Here is a 17,028-nt window from a genome sequence, read left to right on the forward strand (position 1 = left end):
CTACTGCTTGTACGACGACAGGAAGTTCCCCAGCCGCTCGATCGCCTCCGAGATCACCCGCTCCTCCGGCAGCGTCACGATCCGCAGGTGATCGGGCGTCGGCCAGTTGAAGCCGGTGCCGGGCACCAGCAGGATGTGCTCCGCGAGCAGCAGATCGTAGACGAGCCGCCCGTCGTCGCGGATCTCGTGCACCTCCGGATCGAGCCGCGGGAAGGCGTAGAGCGCGCCCATCGGCAGCTCGCAGGAGACTCCGGGGATCGCCTGCAGCCCCTTCCAGGCGGCGTCGCGCTGGCGCCGAAGCCGACCGCCGGGCGCGATCAGCGCCTCGATCGACTGCACGCCCGAGAGCGCCGCCTGCACCGCGTACTGCCCCGGCACGTTGGGGCAGAGCCGGGTCGAGGCGAGCAGGGTGATCCCCTCGAGGAACCCCGCGGCGTGCTCGCGCGGCCCGGTGATGGCGAGCCAGCCGGAGCGGTAGCCGGCGACGCGGTAGGTCTTGGACAGCCCGTTGAAGGTGAGGCAGAGCTGGTCGGGTGCGAGCGACGCCAGCGGGATGTGCTGCGCGTCGTCGTAGAGGATCCGGTCGTAGATCTCGTCGGCGAGCAGCAGCAGCGAGTGCTCCTCGGCGAGCGCCACGATCCCCTCGAGCACCTCGCGGGTGTAGACGGCGCCGGTGGGGTTGTTGGGGTTGATGACGACGATCGCCTTCGTGCGCGCGGTGATCTTCGAGCGGATGTCCTCGAGGTCGGGCTGCCAGCCGTCGTCCTCCGCGCAGCGGTAGTGCACCGCGGTGCCGCCGGCGAGGCTCGTCATCGCCGTCCAGAGCGGGTAGTCGGGCGCCGGGATCAGCACCTCGTCGCCGTCGTCGAGCAGCGCCTGCAGCGTCATCGTGATCAGCTCGGACACCCCGTTGCCGAGGAACACCCACTCCGGATCCACCGGCGGGAAGCCGGGGACCTCCTCGTAGCGGTAGGTCACCGCGAGGCGGGCCGAGAGGATCCCCCGACTGTCGCTGTAGCCGTGCGCGCTGGGCATCGCGGCGATCATGTCGCGGACGATCTGGTGCGGCGCCTCGAAGTCGAAGCCGGCCGGGTTGCCGGTGTTCAGCTTGAGGATGCGGTGCCCCTCGCTCTCCAGCCGCGACGCCTCCACGAGCGCCTTGCCGCGGATCTCGTAGAGGACGTTGCGGAGCTTGGAGGACTGCTCGAGGGGGCGCGGCGGGGTCATCGGTCCAGTATTCACCGGCCGACGACCCCGAGCGCCGGTCAGCCCCTCGTGGCGCGGACCGCGGCGGCGATCTCCTCCTCGATGAGGTCGTAGTTGATCGCGGCGGCGACGCGCAGGCCGTCGGCGGCCGCCGCCATCACCTGCGACATCGGCTTCACCAGCGAGCCGGCGGCGAAGACCCGCGGCGCGGTGGTGCGGCCCATCGGGTCGACGGTGAGGTGCCGGGCGGCTCCGGAGGGGTGGTCGACGAGCTCGAGGCCGAGGCCGTCGGGCAGGTTGCCCTCGACGCGGGGGCCGACGACCAGCGCGTCGAGCTCGATCCGGCGGCCGTCGACGACGACGCCGACCAGGCGGTCGTCCTCGACGAGGACCTCGGTGACGGCGCCGTCGATCAGCTCGATGCCGCGGGCGGCGAGTCCCTCGGCCTCCTCCGCCCCCGGCGCGAAGACGCCGTTCGTGAGGATCGACACCCGGTCGCTGAGCTGGCGGAACATCTGCGCCTGGTGGCCGGAGAAGCCGCTGCCGAGCACCGCGATCCGGCGCCCGCGCACCTCGAAGCCGTGGCAGTACGGGCAGTGCAGCACGTCGCGGCCCCAGCGCTCGGCGAGCCCCGGGATCCCGGGCAGCCGGTCGGTGGAGCCGCTGGCGAGCAGCAGGCGGCGGGCGCGGAGCACGGTGCCGTCGGCGAGGGTCGCGGTGACGCCGCCGTCGGCGGTCGAGGCCGACACGATCCGCCCCGGGACGACGCGCACTCCGTAGCCCTCGGCCTCGATCCGGGCGAGGCGGGCGAGCTCGACCGGCGCGGTGCCGTCGCGGGTGAGCACGTTGTGGGCGCCGGGTGAGGGCGCGTTGCGGGGCGGCCCGCCGTCGACGACGAGCACGTCGCGGAGGCTGCGGCCGAGGGCGGTGGCGGCGGCGAGGCCGGCGAAGGAGGCGCCGGCGATGAGGACGTCGGGGAGGTCTGAAGCGGTCATGTCCCGAGCATCCGGCGGCGGCGGCGGTCGCGTCGAGGATCCGTGCCGTTCCGGCACGACCGCGCGGCCCGCGTGCCAGGATCGGGGCATGCACCCCGAGCACGACACTCCCTCCGACGACGAGATCGTCGCCGCTGTCGGACCGCGGCTGAAGCGCCTCCGCCTGCGCCGCGACCGCACGATCGCCTCACTCGCCGCGGAGACCGGCATCTCCGCGAGCACGCTCTCCCGTCTGGAGAGCGGCGGCCGGCGCGCGACACTCGAGCTGCTGCTCCCGATCGCCCGCGCCCTCGGCACGCCGCTCGACGAGCTGGTCGGCGCCGCGCCCGAGGACCCGCGCGTGCACGGGCGGCCGTTCACCCGGCACGGGATGCGGATCCAGCCGCTCAGCCGCGACGCGGGCGCCCTGCAGGCCTTCAAGACCACGATCCCCGCCGGACCGATTCCCGCGCCGGAGCAGCAGCGCACGCACGAGGGCTTCGAGTGGCTCTACGTGCTGATCGGCCGGCTCCGGCTGCGGCTCGGCGAGCACGACATCGTCCTGCCGGCGGGCGAGGCCGCGGAGTTCGACACCCGGGTGCCGCACTGGTTCGGCCGGGCCGACGAGCAGCAGGTCGAGTTCCTCAGCCTGTTCGGGCGCCAGGGCGAGCGGATGCACGTCCGCGCGTCGACGCGGCGCTGAGACGGCGGCACTGAGGGCGGCGGCTCAGCTCTCGCCGAGCACCTCGCGGACGAAGCCGGTCGTCTTCGCACGCAGGGTCGCGATCCGCTCGGCCTTCGCCGCCTCGACGTCGAAGCCGACGTAGGCGACCGAGGGCCGGGTGCGGACGTTGGCCGAGCACTGGAAGTCCGCGCAGACCAGCGTGCCGAGGGTGTCGCCCGCGCGCCCGGCCGGGCCGGCCTTCTTCGCGCCGAAGAAGACCACGTCGTTGGGCAGGCGGATGTCGCGGCACCAGGAGCACTGCGCCCGCGAGCGCGGGTTCGCGTCGGCCTGGCGGAGCAGGACGCCCACCAGCCGGTCCTCGAGCGGCACGACGACGTAGGCGCGGCGGCCGATCTTCTTGTCGCGCCAGCCGAGATGGTCGAACGACTCCCAGTCGAGGTCGTCGAAGCCGGCGGGGAGCGAGAGATCCGCGACCTCCTTGCGTGAGGCGTTCACGAAGGAGTCGCGGATCTGCTGGTCGGTGAGGGCGCGCATGTCCTCTCCAGCCTAATCAGCCGAGGTGCGCGACGGCCTCCCGCGGAGCCTGCGCGAGGAACTGCTCCCTCTTGATCCGGATCATCGTGAACGCGATGACCGCAGCGAGCACCAGGCCGACGGCCGCGGCGACGAACACCGCGGAGTAGCCGTCGACGAAGGCGACCGGCGAGGACTGCTCCCCCGCGACTCCGGCGTAGATCGTGGTGAAGACGGAGAGGCCGATCGAGCCGCCGATCTGCATCGCGGCGTTGGCGGTCGCTCCCGCGGCACCGGCGTCGTGACCGGCGATCCCGGTCAGCGCCACGTTCTGCACGGGCACGAAGATCATCGCCATGCCGACGCCGAGCAGGATCAGGCCGGGCAGCACCTGCACGAGGTAGGAGCCGTCCGCGGTGATGCGGCTGAGGTAGAGCAGGCCGGCGGCCGCGATCAGCGGGCCGACGATCATCAGCAGGCGCGGCCCGACGGTCGGCAGCAGCTTGGTGGCGATGCCCGCGACGATCATGATCGTGACGGTCATCGGGAGGTTCGCGAGGCCGGCCTCGAGCGGCGCGAGGCCGAGCACGAGCTGCAGGTGCAGCGTGAGGTAGAGGGTCGAGCCGATCATGACGCTGCCGACGATGGCCTGGATCAGGAACGCGCCGCCGCGGATACGGTCGGTGACGATGCGCAGGGGCAGCAGGGGGTGGTCGGAGCGGGCCTGGATGCGGACGAAGACCGCGAGCAGCAGGACACCGGCGAGCAGGAAGCCGAGGGTGTCGACGCGGAGCCAGCCCTGCTCGGCGAGCGTGAAGCCGTAGACGAGGCTCGCGAGGCCGAGCGCGACGGTGATCGTGCCGGCGATGTCGAAGCGGTTGCGGCCCTCGGCGCGGCTCTCGGTCACCAGCAGCGCGCCGGCGACGACGCCGACCAGCACGACGGGGACGTTGACCAGGAGGCACCAGCGCCAGTCGGCGAACTCGGTGAGCAGACCGCCGAGGACGAGGCCGACCGCGGCGCCCGCTCCGGCGACCGCGCCGAAGACCGCGAAGGCGGTGTTGCGCTCGCGCCCGCCCGGGAAGGAGACGGTGAGCAGCGCGAGGGCGGCCGGGGCGAGCAGCGCGGCGAAGGCGCCCTGCAGACCGCGGGCGGCGATCAGCTCGGTGCCGGAGGAGGCGACGCCGCCCCAGGCCGAGGCCGCGCCGAAGCCGACCATGCCGATGAGGTAGGTGCGCTTGCGGCCCGTGTAGTCGGCGATGCGGCCGCCGAGCAGGAGGAGGGCGCCGAAGGCGAGTGCGTAGGCGGTGACGACCCACTGGCGCTCGACGTCGGTGAGGCCGAGGTCGGCCTGCGCGGCGGGCAGGGCGATGGTGACGATCGTGCCGTCGAGGACGACGACGAGCTGGGTCATCGCGAGGATCACGAGGACCCACCAGCGGCGGGAGGAGGAGGGCGCGGGCATTGCTGAGCCTTTCGAAGCGGAGGGAGCGGGACCGGCGGGTCCGGATCCGAGCCGCGTCTCTGGGGCTGAACCACCCCAACTGGTTGGTTGGGCATCGACGAGTGTACAGTTCGAGCGCCCGGAGGTGTGAGCGTGAGCGAGAAGAAGATCGAGCACGATGCGGCGGTCCCCGCCCGCGAGCGCATCCTCCGCGCCGCGACGGCCGAGTTCGCCGAGCACGGCTTCGCCGGAGCGCGCGTCGACCGGGTCGCCGCGGCGGCAGGCCTGAACAAGGAGCGGCTCTACGCCTACTACGGCGGCAAGCGCGGCCTGTTCGTCTCGACCGTGGTCGGCGCCCTGGAGGCGCTCGACGCGACACTGCTCGCCGAGGCGGCCGACCTGCCGGACCTCGCCGGCCGGATGTTCGACCACGTCTGGGACCGCCCCGAGTTCCTCCGCCTGCTCACCTGGGCACGACTCGAGGGCGGCGGCGTCTGGGAGGAGGCGGGCGAGCGCCTCGGCAGCCGACCCGCTCCCGAGGCCCGCGTGCTCGAGTGGCAGCAGGCGGGGATCGTCGACGCGAGCTGGTCGGCGGAGGACCTCTTCATCGCCCTGCTCGGGCTCTGCGAGATCTGGCACCTGACGCCGTTCGCCCAGCGCGGGGGTGACGGCACCCGCGAGCGCCGCCGCGCCTTCGTCGTGCACGTGGCGGCGCTGGTGGGGTCGCCGGCCGACGGGCCGACCGGGGTCAGTCCGCGGTCGTGAGCCGCTCGAGGTAGCCGGCGAAGGCGAGCAGATCGGCCTCGGGCCAGCTGCTCAGGGCCTCCTGCATCCGCTGGCGCTGCTGCCCGCCCAGGTCCCCCATCCGCTCGCGGCCGTGCTCGGTGAGCGTGAGGAAGCGGGCGCGGCCGTCGGCCGGGTCGGGGGCGGTCCCGACCAGCTCCAGCGCGCAGAGCTGGCGGATCTGCCGGCTGATCACGCTGCGGTCGACGCCGAGGCGCTCGGCCGCGACGCTCGAGTGCACGGGACCGCAGCGCTCCAGCATCCGGAGCAGCCGCAGCCCGAACGGCGGGAGCCCGGGGTCGATGCTCGCCGCCGCGTCGCGCACGGCCGTCCGGACCTGCACGGCGAGCGCAGTGATCTGCTCCTCGACCTGGAGCAGCGCGCTCGCCGGGGCGGCGGTCGGGACGGCCGGTGCGGCGGTCATCAGGGGCGCTCGGCCACGTCGATCGCGCCGGTGGTGGTCGCGGCGTGCCGGGCGTGGGCGACGGGAGCCGCGTGGCGGCCGTGCGAGCTGTCGTCGTGGACGGCGTCCTCCGCGTGCACCGCGCTGTCGCTCCGGACGCTCTGCCCGACCGGGCGCAGGCCCGCCTGGCCGTCGGAGGCCGCGATCAGCGCGTCCTCCGCGCCGGCGACGACGCCCGAGGGCTCCGTCTTGCGCTGCACGGCGTTCATCGTGCCGAGCGGCGCGTTCGGCAGCAGCAGGACCGCGATCAGCGTGATGACGGCGAGCGGGATGCTGTAGAGGAAGACGTCGCCGACGCCGATGCCGTAGGCGCTCTCGACCACGACGCGCACGGCGTCCGGGAGCGTGTTGACCTGCGGGATCGTGCCGCTGCCGAGCGCCTGGGCGGCGATCGCCTGGTCGGCCGGCGCGAGGCCGGCGATGCCGGTCTTGATGTGGTCGGCGATCACCGTGCCGAGCATCGAGCCCAGCACCGAGACGCCCACGGTGCCGCCGAGGCTGCGGAAGAAGGTGACCGCGCTGGTCGCGACGCCGAGGTTCTTGATGTCGATCGAGTTCTGCACGACGAGCACCAGGTTCTGCATCAGCATGCCCAGGCCCGCGCCGAGGATCGCCATGAAGACGCCCACCAGCACGAGGTTCGTGTCGTAGCGCAGGGTGCTGAGCAGGAAGGTGCCGACGACCGCGAGCACGCCGCCGGTCACCATGATCGCCTTCCACTTGCCGGTGCGCGAGATGATCCCGCCGAAGATGGTGGACGCGATCAGCAGTCCGGCCATCATCGGGATCGTCAGCAGACCCGACTGGGTCGGCGTGGCACCGCGCGAGAGCTGCATGTACTGCGCGAGGAAGACCGCGACGCCGAACATCGAGACGCCGACCGAGATGCTCGCCACGACGGCGAGGCTGAAGGTGCGGTTCTTGAACATCCCCATCGGGATGATCGGCTCGGCGACGGTGAGCTCGGTGATCACCGCGGCGACCAGCAGCACGACGGAGCCGCCGACCATGACCGCGGTCTCCCACGAGGCCCACTCGAAGTTCTTGCCGGCCAGCGAGACCCAGATCAGCAGCAGCGAGACGCCGCCGGCGATGAGGACCGCGCCGAGGTAGTCGATCTTGACCGTGCGCTTGGGGTGCGCGGGGAGGCGCAGCGTCACCTGGAGCAGGATGATCGCGACGATCGCGACGGGCAGCGCGATGAAGAAGTTCCAGCGCCAGCCGAACGCGTCGGTGACGACGCCGCCGAGCAGCGGGCCGCCGACGGTGCCGATGGCCATCACGCCGCCGAAGAGGCCGGCGTACTTGCCGCGCTCCCGGGGGCTGATGATGTCGGCCATGATGATCTGGCTCAGCGCGGCGAGTCCGCCGGCGCCGAGGCCCTGGAAGACGCGGAACACGATCAGCATGTTCGTGTCCTGCGAGAACCCGGCCGCGGCCGAGCCGATCACGAAGATCGCGAGCGCGAGCTGGATGAGCAGCTTGCGGTTGAAGAGGTCGGCGAACTTGCCCCAGAGCGGGGTGGAGACGGTGGTCGCGAGCAGCGTCGCGGTGACGACCCAGGTGTAGGCGTTCTGGTCGCCCTTGAGGTCGGAGATGATCAGCGGCAGCGAGGTCGACACGACCGTGCCCGCGAGGATCGAGACGAACATGCCCAGCAGCAGTCCGCTGAGGGATTCGAGCACCTGGCGGTGGGACATGGCCCCGTCGGGGCCGGTGGGGGTGGTGCGCTCTTCTCGAGTGCGCGTGCGCTCTGCGCGGGACATACGGCTCCTTGTTCACGTGCGGCACCGGTGGCGATGCGGCGGTACTAGTTGACGGCGGTCAACTATTGACCGAGTGCAACTATATAGCCGAGCGAGGTGTTTTGGCCAGTGCTGTGCCGAGGTACTTTGGCGGGGCTGTCAGCGGGCGATGCCGCGCCGGCGGAGCAGCAGGACCGCCGTCACGACCGCGGCCGCGAGCGCGACGAGGACCGCGACGCCGAGCGGCGAGCCGGCCGCGGCGCCGATCACCGCCCAGAGCACGGCGAAGCCGACTGTCGCGTAGATCAGCGCCCAGGCCGCGCAGCCCGGCAGCATCGCAAGCAGGTAGACGCCGAAGCGCATGCGGGCCGCTCCGGCCGCCGCGTTGATCATCGTCTGGAGTCCGACGGTGAGGAAGCTCACGGTGACCGCGGGCGCGCCGTAGCGGGCGAGCAGTGCCGACGCGCGCTTCAGCGCCGGGGACTCCAGCCACCGCCCCCACCGCCGCGAGGCCGCCCCGGTGACGACCGCCCGCGCGACCCAGTACGTCGCCTGCGCCCGCACCAGCACGATGACGAACAGCGCCGCGAGCAGTTCCGCGAACCCCAGCTCGTCCAGGAAGGCGGGCATGCGGCGCCTCCCTCTCCTCGCTCGGCAGAAGGCAAGGCTACCCTTCCCTCCCCCGCGCCGAGTCATGCTGGTCGAGCAGCCCCGCAGGGGCGCATCGAGACCCGCCGCCCTCAGCAGGGCGGGTCTGCAGACTCGTCCGTCTGACGCGGGTGGATCTCGGTACGCCCGCTCCGCGGCCTACTCGATCAGCATGGAGCGGTCCGCTCCGCGGCCCGCCCGATCAGCATGATGTGGCGCTCGTGCGCGCCGGCGCGCCTTTCGTGCTGGTCGAGCAGCCCCGCAGGGCGTATCGAGACCCGCCGTGATCAGGCGCGGACCCGCCGTGATCGCGCGGGTGCCCGGCGCGGCTCCGACCCCGCCCCTAGGCTCGACGCATGGACAACATCGATCGGAAGATCCTCGATCTGCTGCGCCAGAACGCCCGCGCGGGCTACGGCGACATCGGCGGTGTCGTGGGGCTGTCCGCGTCCGCCGTGAAGCGCCGGGTCGACCGGCTGGTGGCCGACGGCGTCATCCGCGGCTTCACGATCAAGGTCGACCCCGCCGTCGACGGCATGGCCACCGAGGCCTACGTCGAGCTGTTCTGCCGCGGCACGGTCGCCCCCGACGAGCTGCGCCGCATCCTCTCGGCCGTCCCCGAGGTCGTCGACGCGGGCACGGTCACCGGCTCGGCCGACGCGATCGTGCACATCCGCTCGCGCGACATCCCGAGCCTCGAGCTCGCCCTCGAGAAGGTGCGCATCGCGCCGAACGTCGACCACACCCGCTCCGCGATCGTGCTCTCCCGCCTGATCCAGCGCGGCGAGGCCTAGCAAGAGCGCTCCCGCCTCAGTGCGAGCGGCCCGCGACCACGTCGGCGAGCGTTGCGAGCGGTGACGTCGTCGCCCGGCCCCGCGCCTCCGCCGCGTCGGCCAGGCCGTAGGCGCGGTAGAGCGACGTGACCGCCAGCCAGCGCAGCGGCTCCGGCTCCCACGGCCGCACCCGGTGGCCCACCCACGGCAGCTCGGTGAGCGCCGTGCTCTCGCCGAGCACGAGGTCGCGCAGCGTGCGCCCGGCGAGATTCGTCGCAGTGACGCCGGTGCCGACGAAGCCGCCCGCCCAGCCGAGACCGGTGGCGCGGTCGAGCCCGACGGTCGCGTGCCAGTCACGCGGGACACCGAGCACGCCGGACCAGACGTGCTCGATCCCGACGCCGCGCAGCACCGGGAAGAACCGCTCGAGGATCTCGCGCAGCCGGCCGACCGTGCGCGGGTCGGTCGCCCCGTCCCGGTCGATCCGGGAGCCGAAGCGGTAGGGCACGCCCCGCCCGCCGATCGCGATCCGGTCGTCGGCCGTCCGCTGCGCGTACATGTAGGCGTGCGCCGCGTCGCCGAGGGTCTCGCGGCCGGCCCAGCCGATCTCGTCCCAGACCTCGGGCGCGAGCGGCTCGGTCGCGATCAGCGACGAGTTCATCGGCAGCCACTCGCGGTGGTGGCCGGAGAGCCCGGCGGTGAAGCCCTCGGTCGCGCGCAGCACGATCGGCGCGCGGACGACCCCGCGGGGTGTGACGGCCGCGCCGGGTCGGATCTCCTCCACCCGGGTGTCCTCGAAGATCCGCACGCCCAGCGCCTCGACCGTGCGGGCGAGCCCGGCCGCGAGCTTCGCGGGGTGCAGGCGCGCGCAGTGCGGGTGCCAGAGGCCCGCCGACGCGCCGCTGACCGCGATCCGCGCGGTCGTCTCCCGCTCGTCGAGCAGCTCGACGTCGGTGTGAGCGCGGGCACGGGCCGCCGCCGCGGTGGCCAGGAGCCGGGCCCGCTGCGCCTCGCCGCGCGCCACCTGGAACTCGCCGCCCTTGACGATGTCGGCGTCGATCCCCTCGGCGGCCGCGGCCGCGATCACCTCGTCGACCGTCTCGTTCATCGCGAGCTGGAAGCGGTCGACCGCCTCGCTCCCGTGGGTCCGGGAGTAGGAGGCGACGCCGCCGGTGATCTCGTTGGTCAGCCAGCCGCCGTTGCGACCGGAGGCGCCGAAGCCGGCGAAGCGCTGCTCGAGGATCGCGATCCGCAGCGACGGGTCGGCCTTCGCGAGCGAGTACGCCGTCCACAGGCCGGTGTAGCCGGCGCCGACGATGCAGACGTCGACATCGAGCGGACCGGGAAGCGCGGCCCGGGGCGTGGAACGACCGAGGGAGGCCCACCAGAACGACACGTCGCCGTTGATCACAGTGGGCCTCCCCCGGTCTCGCGGATCTCAGCGGGCGAGAGTCCCGCGAAGGATCAGAGTCCCGAGCTCGGGAACGTCTGCATCATCTCCGAGAACAGCGCCGCGGTCCAGCCGATCGCGATGATGAAGGAGACCGCCACCACGCCGAGGAAGATCCACAGCGGCAGCAGGCCCCCGCCGGTCACGCGCTTCACGACGACGCTGCGCCCGATCACGTAGACGTACGGAGCGGCGAGGAACGCCCAGGCCCAGTGGAACGGGCGCTGCACGCCGGCCTTCTTCAGCTGCCGGTAGTCGAGGAACGCGAAGACGACCTCGGCCGCGTAGATCAGGAAGCCGACGACCTGGACGGCGCCGAGCCCGACGAGGTAGGCGGTCGACATCCCCATCGAGGCTCGCGGTCCGTAGGTCGACGAGACCGCCGAGTCGGCGATGGCCCCCGGCGAGAGCAGGAAGATCGACAGCGCCGACAGCAGCGGCAGGAGCACGACGACCCAGATCCACGGGGTGCTGGTGACGATGCTCGGGTCGCGCGGCTGCGGCGCGGGGCGGCCGGCGTAGGCGGGCTGCTGGCCGGGCTGCTGGCCGTACTGCTGCGGGTACTGCTGGCTGTACTCCTGCGGCGGCTGCTGGCCGTACTGGGGCTGCTGGCTGTACTGCGGCTGCTGAGCGTACGGCTGCTGCGGCGTCTGCTCGCCGTACCGCGGCTGCTGCGGGATCTCGCGCTCGGGCGCCGACTGACCGGACGCCGACTGACCGTAGCTCGTGGCCTGGCCGCTCGAGGTCTCGCCGTAGGCGGGGCCGGAAACGGGCGGCACGATCGGCGCCTGCGGCGCCGCGGGCGGCTGCGGTGCGTTCTGCGCAGCGGGAGGGGTCGGGGCAGCGGGAGGGGTCGGGGCGGCGGGAGGGGTCGGGGCGGCGGGAGCCGCGGCAGGGGCATCGCGCAGCGAGTCGGTCCAGCCCTGGCCGTCCCACCAGCGCTGGCGCGGCGAGCCCGCGGGATCCGGGTACCAGCCGGCGCGCGGTCCGGAGGCCGAGGCAGCGCCCCGCTCCTGCTCGCCGTTCCGGTCGTCGCCGTGCTCGTTGCCGCCCTGGTCGTCCGTCATCGCGTCCTCCGCTCCCCTTCGGGCGCTCTGCCCGCCGTCGGAGACGAGCGTATCGCCGCGATCCCCGGTCGCACCTGGGCGCGGCCTTGCCACGACCTCTGCCGCGCCTGAGCGGACGCCGTGCGCCCGCCTCCGCCAGGATGGACGGATGCCGCACCTCCTCCGCGCCCGCGCCCTGCTCTTCGACATGGACGGCACCCTCGTCGACTCCACCGCGATCGTGGAGACGATCTGGCGCTCCTTCGCCGAGCGCTTCGCCCTCGACCCCGCCGTCGTCCTGGGCGCCGTGCACGGTGTCCGCGCGGAGGACAGCGTCCGCCGCTTCGCTCCCGCGGGCAGCGACGTCGCCGGGATCGTCGACGAGCTGAACGCCTACGAGCTCGAGCACACCGAGGGGACGGTGGAGATCCCCGGCGCCGTCGCCTTCCTCGCCGCGCTCCCCCGCGACCGCGTCGCGCTGGTCACGTCCGCCAGCCCGGCGCTGGCCGCCGGTCGCCTCGCCGCCGCCGGCGTCCCCTCCCCCGCCGCCGTCGTCACCGCCGACGACGTCGTGCACGGCAAGCCGGCCCCCGACGGCTACCTCGCCGCCGCCGGACTCCTCGGGGTCGACCCGGCCGACGCGGTCGTCTTCGAGGACGCCGAGGCCGGGATCCTCGCGGGTCTCGCCGCCGGCATGCGCGTCGTCGTCGTCGGCGCGCACGAGTCCGAGACCACCCGCGGGCTCCCGCGGATCCCGCACTACTCCGACGCGGGCGTCGAGCGCGACGGCGACGAGCTGGTGCTCACCCTGCCCTGAGCCGGCACGCGCCTCCGGAGCTCAGTACCGGATCGCGTCGATCACCTTCACCCGGACCGCCACGATCGCGGGCACGAGCCCGGCCAGCGCGCCCACGAGCGTCGCCGCCCCGAGCCCCAGCAGCGCCGCCTCGACCGGGAACGGCGGGATGTCGCTGATCCCGTTCTCCTTGACGAGCGCGACCGTCCACGGGTTCGTCACCAGGATCACCGCGATCGTCACGCCGACCACGCCGGCGACGACCGTCGCGACGACGCTCTCCATCATGATCGAGAAGAAGATCCGCCCCGAGGAGGCGCCGAAGCTGCGCCGGATGCCGATCTCGCGGATCCTCTGCCGCACGGTGACGAGCGCGATGTTGAGCAGTCCGAGCGCGCCGAGCGCCAGCACGAGGCCGGCGACACCGCCGATCACCCAGGTCAGCACCGCGAACGGGTCGGAGTCGTAGCTGAGGTAGTCCTGCCGGTAGACGTCCGCCTCGAAGCCCGGGCCGAGGGCCGCGGTGACGTCGCGCTTGACGGCCTCGATCAGCGGGTCCGCGATCTCGAGCGGCACCCACATCTCGTAGTTCGGCAGCTGCGGCCCGCCGAACGCGGGGTCCGCCTCGGGCGCGACGGCCGAGTAGGCGTCGACGAGCATCATCGCGCTCGGAGTGGTGTCGTACTGGTTCGAGGGCGTCACCCCGATCACGACCGCGGTCGTGTCGTGCTCGCCGCCGAGGAGGGTCGCGGTCGGGTGGGTCCGCAGGTCCGGGCGCCCGAGGCGGTCCCAGAAGACCTCGTTGATCACGAGAGCGGGAGCGAGCCGCCGCTCGTCGCCCTCGGCGAACCAGCTGCCGCTCGTCAGCTCCACCCGGTGCATCTCCGCGTAGGGCTGGTCGACCGCGGTGATCCCGACGTCGACCGCGCCGTCGGTGAACTGGACGCGGGTGCCGCCGTAGGTCGTGCGGCTCGCGTAGTCGATGCGGTAGCGCTCGAGCACCTTCTCCCAGGCGTTCTGCATCACGACCGGGTCGACGACGCCCTCGGGGCCGGTCGTGTAGGCGCTGATGTAGAGGCTCGCGGGCCGGCCGCCGCTGCGCTCCGAGACCTCGATGTTCGCCTGCCGGGCGATCCCGCCCGCGGCGACGACACCGGTGAGCGCCGCGACGGCCACCGCCACGCCGATCAGCGAGAGCAGCACGCGGCCGCGGTGGATCCGCAGCTCGGTCCACGCCTCGACGATCGCGCCGACGACGCCGGTGAGGCCGCCCATCAGTGCCGCCCCGAGCTCGTCGCGGGGGCGGCGGTCGCGGACGTCGAGGCGCTGAGCCTGCCGTGGTCGAGCCGGTAGTGCCGCTCGGCGCGCGCCGCGATCGCCGGGTCGTGGGTGATGGTGACCAGGGCCGAGCCGGACTCCTGGGCGATCTCGTCGAGCAGGCTCATCACGCTCTCCCCGGTGTCGGTGTCGAGCGCGCCGGTCGGCTCGTCGGCGAGGATCAGCCGCGGACGGCGGACGAGAGCGCGCGCGATGGCGATCCGCTGCTGCTCGCCGCCGGACATCCGGCCGGGCATCGAGTCGACCCGGTGCCCCAGCCCGACCCGCTCCAGCATCTCGGCGGCCAGCGACGCCCGCCGCCAGAACTCGGTGCCGGTCGCGTAGAGCAGCGGCGTCATCACGTTCTCGCGGGCGGTGCGGCCCTCGAGCAGATTGAACTGCTGGAAGATGAAGCCGATGCTGCCGCCGCGGATCCGCGCGCGGGCCCGCGAGGAGAGCGACTCGGTGGGCTTCCCCTCGAGCAGCATCCGCCCCTCGGTCGGCTCGTCGATCAGGCCGAGGATGTTCAGGAGCGTCGACTTGCCGGAGCCGCTGCGGCCGACGACCGAGACGTGGTCGCCCTCGCCGACCTCCAGGTCGACGCCGTCGAGGATCGTCAGCGGGGGTGCGTCGGGCAGGGGGACGACCTTGCGGATCCCCTCGAGCCGCAGGATCGTGCGCTTCCCGTCGGTCACGAGCCCGTCCGTCACGAGCAGTACACCGAGCCGTCGGCGTTCTGCACGCAGTTCCCCTCGAGCTGCTCGCCCTCGCCCGCGGCGGCGCCCGGCACGAACTGCAGGATCTCGGCGCCCTCGTCCACGCCGCCGGTGACCTCGATGCTGATCCCGTCGGTGAGGCCGAGGGTGACCGGGACCTCCTCGGTCGAGCCGTCCTCGGCGAGGCGGTAGACGACGCCCGACTCGGTGGTGCCCTCGACGGCGGTGGTCGGCACGACGAGCACGTTCTCGGCGAGGCCGCCCGCGAGGGTGACGGTGGCGGCGAGGCCGGGGAACACGGTCACCTCGCCCGGGACCTGGCAGCGGAAGCTGGTGCCGGATCCGCCGGTCGCGCCCGTGCCGCCGGTCTCGCCCGCGGGCGTCTCGCCTTCGCCGGCGAGCGGGGTGGTGATGGTGAGCCCGGTGCAGGTGAAGGCGGCCGGCCCGCCGGTGACGGCGATCTGCGCCTCGGTCGGCCGGTTCTGGATCCGGTAGAGCTGCTCGGCGTCGATCGAGCCGGTGACGGCGTAGGTCGGCGGGGCGACCTGGCCCGTGACCTCGCCGACCGCGACGGCCTGGTCGTGGATGACGCCGAGGGCGCTGAGCACGCCGGCGGCCGGCGCGTAGACGCGCTCGAAGCGGACGGAGGGCGGCGGCTGGGTGACGGTGACCAGGCCGTCGGCACCGGTGGTCTCGACGGGATCGCGCACGGTCTCGACGCGGATGTCGTAGATCAGGTCGCCCGAGGCGACGGTCGCGCCCTGGGTGATGTAGACGTCGTCGACGGTGCCGACGGCGGTCGCCTTGACCGGCACGGCCGGGTCGGCGGCGACGGTGCCCTGCAGCGTGAGGTCGTTGGTGACGGTGCCGCGGCCGACGACGACGGTCGGCTCGGTCAGCTCACCGGTGGGGACGGTCGGGTCGGCCTCAGCGGACCCGTCCGGGAAGAACGCGATCTTGACCAGCGCGACCGCGACGGCCCCGATGACCACCAGCCAGAGGATCGGGAACACCCATCGTCGAACCGCACCCATGTCTGTCCCCCGACTCCGGCGCCCGTGCGCCCTGCGGCACTCCCCCGTGGCGCGCCGATCGGCAGCCTATCGACCGCATGACGCACCGCGCGTCAGCCGCTGTGACTACTCCGGGGGCGGACGCCCCACCCCTCCGCCGTCGTGGTGCAGGAGCCCGCCCAGCGGCATTCATGCTGATCGAGTAGCCCGCGCAGCGGGCGTATCGAGATCCACCGGCGTCAGAAGTCGAGCTTCGCGACGACCGCAGCGACGCGGCGCGCCCGCGTCTCAGCGGCCTTCGCGCCCTCGACGGCGGTGACGTGGGCCTTCCGCGCACTCGGCGAGAGGGCGTCGAAGGCGGCGGTGGCCCCGGCCGCGCTCAGCGCGGCGGCGAGGTCCTCCGGCACGGCGACCGTGCGCGGGGCGGAGTCGAGCTCGAGGTCGACCTCGATCGCGTCCCCGCCGGCAAGACCCGACGCGGCGCGCTTCTCCGACGAGAAGGAGATCAGCGCACGGCCGCCCATCGCACCGATCGTGCCTCGGAAGGCGTAGCCGTTGACGACGACGATCACCGCGGGCCGCTTGCCGCCGCCGAGCGCGTCGAGCACCTCGGGCGGCACCTCGATGCCGGTGTTGTTGCCGATCTGGAAGAGCGTCGTCGTGTAGCGCACGGGACGAGGATGGCACGCGATGGGGATGGCCGCCAGGGGCTCAGCAGTCGCGGTCGGCCGGGTCCTCGCCGTCCTGCCGGCCGGGATCGCCGAGCGCCGAGCGCACGGCGTCGACGGTCATCCGACCCTCTGGATCCAGGCGGGTGAGCATCCGCGTCATGATGTCGGCGAGCTGCGGGATCTGCTCCGCGTCGAGCGGGTCGATGACGTCGGCGAGCACCGTCGCGACGTGACCCGGGGCGGTGTCGACGATCTTCTGCAGCCCGGCATCCGTGAGCACCGCGTTGGTCGCGCGCCCGTCGGTCGGGCACGGCCGGCGCTCCAGATAGCCGCGGGCGACGAGCCGGGTGACGACGTGCGAGAGCCGCGGGAGGGTGGCGTTGGTGCGGGCGGCGAGCGTGGTCATCCGCAGGGCCCGGTCGGGTGCCTCCGACAGCATCGCGAGCGTCATGTACTCGAAGTGCGTCAGCCCGGCGTCGCGCTGCAGCTGGGTGTCGAGCGCGCCGGGCAGCAGCTCGACCACCGCGACGAACCGCAGCCACGCCGCCAGCTGCTCCTGCGTGAGCCAGCGCGTACCGTCGGCACCCGCCGCTCCCCCGTCATCCATCCCCCCACCCTACCGCTTTGTTGCCGCGACAAGTAAGCAAGCGAGCAGGACTGTGCGACGTCCCGCCTCCGAGATCGACGACCACGCACGAGGCGATCCGCGGATTCGCGTGCCAGCGAATCCACGAAGCCGAACGCACCCCGCTCCCTGGAACACGCCCCCCTCGCGAGCCGACCGC

The 17,028-nt window shown here is 73.2% G+C and carries 18 protein-coding genes; 4 read left to right on the plus strand and 14 right to left on the minus strand.

Features of this window, described 5'->3' with window-relative positions; genetic code table 11:
- Positions 1-1,227: a pyridoxal phosphate-dependent aminotransferase gene (locus MT353_RS04575; protein WP_123701857.1), complete on the minus strand. Its 1,227-nt coding sequence runs from the start codon at positions 1,225-1,227 to the stop codon at positions 1-3.
- A 38-nt stretch (positions 1,228-1,265) separates the two neighbouring features.
- Entirely contained in the window at positions 1,266-2,201 is a 936-nt protein-coding gene (locus MT353_RS04580) for an NAD(P)/FAD-dependent oxidoreductase (RefSeq protein WP_243623699.1), read from the minus strand.
- Positions 2,202-2,289: 88 nt separating this feature from the next.
- Here MT353_RS04580 and MT353_RS04585 point away from each other — a divergent pair, with 88 nt between their 5' ends.
- A complete protein-coding gene (locus MT353_RS04585) occupies positions 2,290-2,883 on the plus strand; it encodes a helix-turn-helix domain-containing protein (protein WP_243615258.1) in 594 nt (197 codons plus the stop codon).
- 24 nt (positions 2,884-2,907) lie between these two features.
- Here the strand turns inward: MT353_RS04585 and MT353_RS04590 are convergent, their stop codons facing one another.
- Positions 2,908-3,399 (minus strand): FBP domain-containing protein, encoded by a 492-nt coding sequence (locus MT353_RS04590; RefSeq protein WP_243600460.1) that lies wholly within the window; start codon positions 3,397-3,399, stop codon positions 2,908-2,910.
- A 16-nt stretch (positions 3,400-3,415) separates the two neighbouring features.
- The gene (locus tag MT353_RS04595; RefSeq protein WP_243600459.1) at positions 3,416-4,843 is read right to left on the minus strand and encodes an MFS transporter; all 1,428 of its coding nucleotides are present in this window, start codon (positions 4,841-4,843) and stop codon (positions 3,416-3,418) included.
- Positions 4,844-4,975: 132 nt separating this feature from the next.
- Here MT353_RS04595 and MT353_RS04600 point away from each other — a divergent pair, with 132 nt between their 5' ends.
- Positions 4,976-5,587 carry a TetR family transcriptional regulator gene (locus MT353_RS04600; RefSeq protein ID WP_185020073.1) on the plus strand — a complete coding sequence of 204 codons (612 nt, stop codon included), beginning with the start codon at positions 4,976-4,978 and terminating at the stop codon, positions 5,585-5,587.
- Here MT353_RS04600 and MT353_RS04605 read toward each other — a convergent pair.
- The 3 genes from MT353_RS04605 to MT353_RS04615 all read right to left on the minus strand — a co-directional run bounded on the left by MT353_RS04605 (position 5,571) and on the right by MT353_RS04615 (position 8,443).
- Positions 5,571-6,029, minus strand: coding sequence for a MarR family winged helix-turn-helix transcriptional regulator (locus MT353_RS04605; RefSeq protein WP_123444897.1), 459 nt, complete (start codon positions 6,027-6,029; stop codon positions 5,571-5,573). The two genes, MT353_RS04600 and MT353_RS04605, sit on opposite strands and share 17 nt — an antisense overlap.
- Positions 6,029-7,768 (minus strand): MDR family MFS transporter, encoded by a 1,740-nt coding sequence (locus MT353_RS04610; RefSeq protein WP_243600604.1) that lies wholly within the window; start codon positions 7,766-7,768, stop codon positions 6,029-6,031. The genes MT353_RS04605 and MT353_RS04610 overlap by 1 nt, the downstream gene beginning before the upstream one ends.
- A gap of 204 nt (positions 7,769-7,972) precedes the next feature.
- Positions 7,973-8,443 (minus strand): DedA family protein, encoded by a 471-nt coding sequence (locus MT353_RS04615; RefSeq protein ID WP_243600457.1) that lies wholly within the window; start codon positions 8,441-8,443, stop codon positions 7,973-7,975.
- Between the two features lie 374 nt (positions 8,444-8,817).
- On the opposite strand from MT353_RS04615, the gene MT353_RS04620 reads away from it, so the two are divergent.
- Entirely contained in the window at positions 8,818-9,255 is a 438-nt protein-coding gene (locus MT353_RS04620; protein ID WP_055786568.1) for an Lrp/AsnC family transcriptional regulator, read from the plus strand.
- A 16-nt stretch (positions 9,256-9,271) separates the two neighbouring features.
- On the opposite strand, the gene MT353_RS04625 is transcribed toward MT353_RS04620, so the two are convergent.
- Positions 9,272-10,645, minus strand: a complete 1,374-nt coding sequence (locus MT353_RS04625; RefSeq protein WP_243600456.1) for an FAD-binding oxidoreductase — start codon at positions 10,643-10,645, stop codon at positions 9,272-9,274.
- Positions 10,646-10,698: 53 nt separating this feature from the next.
- On the minus strand, positions 10,699-11,751 hold the full coding sequence (locus MT353_RS04630; protein WP_243623700.1) for a DUF2510 domain-containing protein: 1,053 nt from the start codon (positions 11,749-11,751) through the stop codon (positions 10,699-10,701).
- 148 nt (positions 11,752-11,899) lie between these two features.
- On the opposite strand from MT353_RS04630, the gene MT353_RS04635 reads away from it, so the two are divergent.
- Positions 11,900-12,547: an HAD-IA family hydrolase gene (locus MT353_RS04635; RefSeq protein WP_132434804.1), complete on the plus strand. Its 648-nt coding sequence runs from the start codon at positions 11,900-11,902 to the stop codon at positions 12,545-12,547.
- Positions 12,548-12,568: 21 nt separating this feature from the next.
- Here MT353_RS04635 and MT353_RS04640 read toward each other — a convergent pair whose 3' ends face one another.
- The 5 genes from MT353_RS04640 to MT353_RS04660 all read right to left on the minus strand — a co-directional run bounded on the left by MT353_RS04640 (position 12,569) and on the right by MT353_RS04660 (position 16,850).
- The gene (locus MT353_RS04640; protein WP_132434806.1) at positions 12,569-13,801 is read right to left on the minus strand and encodes an ABC transporter permease; all 1,233 of its coding nucleotides are present in this window, start codon (positions 13,799-13,801) and stop codon (positions 12,569-12,571) included.
- On the minus strand, positions 13,801-14,538 hold the full coding sequence (locus MT353_RS04645; protein ID WP_123735562.1) for an ABC transporter ATP-binding protein: 738 nt from the start codon (positions 14,536-14,538) through the stop codon (positions 13,801-13,803). The genes MT353_RS04640 and MT353_RS04645 overlap by 1 nt, the downstream gene beginning before the upstream one ends.
- Before the next feature lie 11 nt (positions 14,539-14,549).
- Complete coding sequence (locus MT353_RS04650; RefSeq protein WP_243623701.1) at positions 14,550-15,572, minus strand: efflux RND transporter periplasmic adaptor subunit; 1,023 nt, start codon at positions 15,570-15,572, stop codon at positions 14,550-14,552.
- A gap of 239 nt (positions 15,573-15,811) precedes the next feature.
- Positions 15,812-16,243, minus strand: coding sequence for a DUF1905 domain-containing protein (locus MT353_RS04655; RefSeq protein WP_243623702.1), 432 nt, complete (start codon positions 16,241-16,243; stop codon positions 15,812-15,814).
- A gap of 40 nt (positions 16,244-16,283) precedes the next feature.
- Complete coding sequence (locus tag MT353_RS04660; protein WP_159423502.1) at positions 16,284-16,850, minus strand: MarR family winged helix-turn-helix transcriptional regulator; 567 nt, start codon at positions 16,848-16,850, stop codon at positions 16,284-16,286.
- Between the last annotated feature and the right edge of the window lie 178 nt (positions 16,851-17,028).

The sequence above is a fragment of the Rathayibacter sp. VKM Ac-2927 genome, assembly GCF_022815525.1.
GTDB classification, from domain to species: domain Bacteria; phylum Actinomycetota; class Actinomycetes; order Actinomycetales; family Microbacteriaceae; genus Rathayibacter; species Rathayibacter festucae.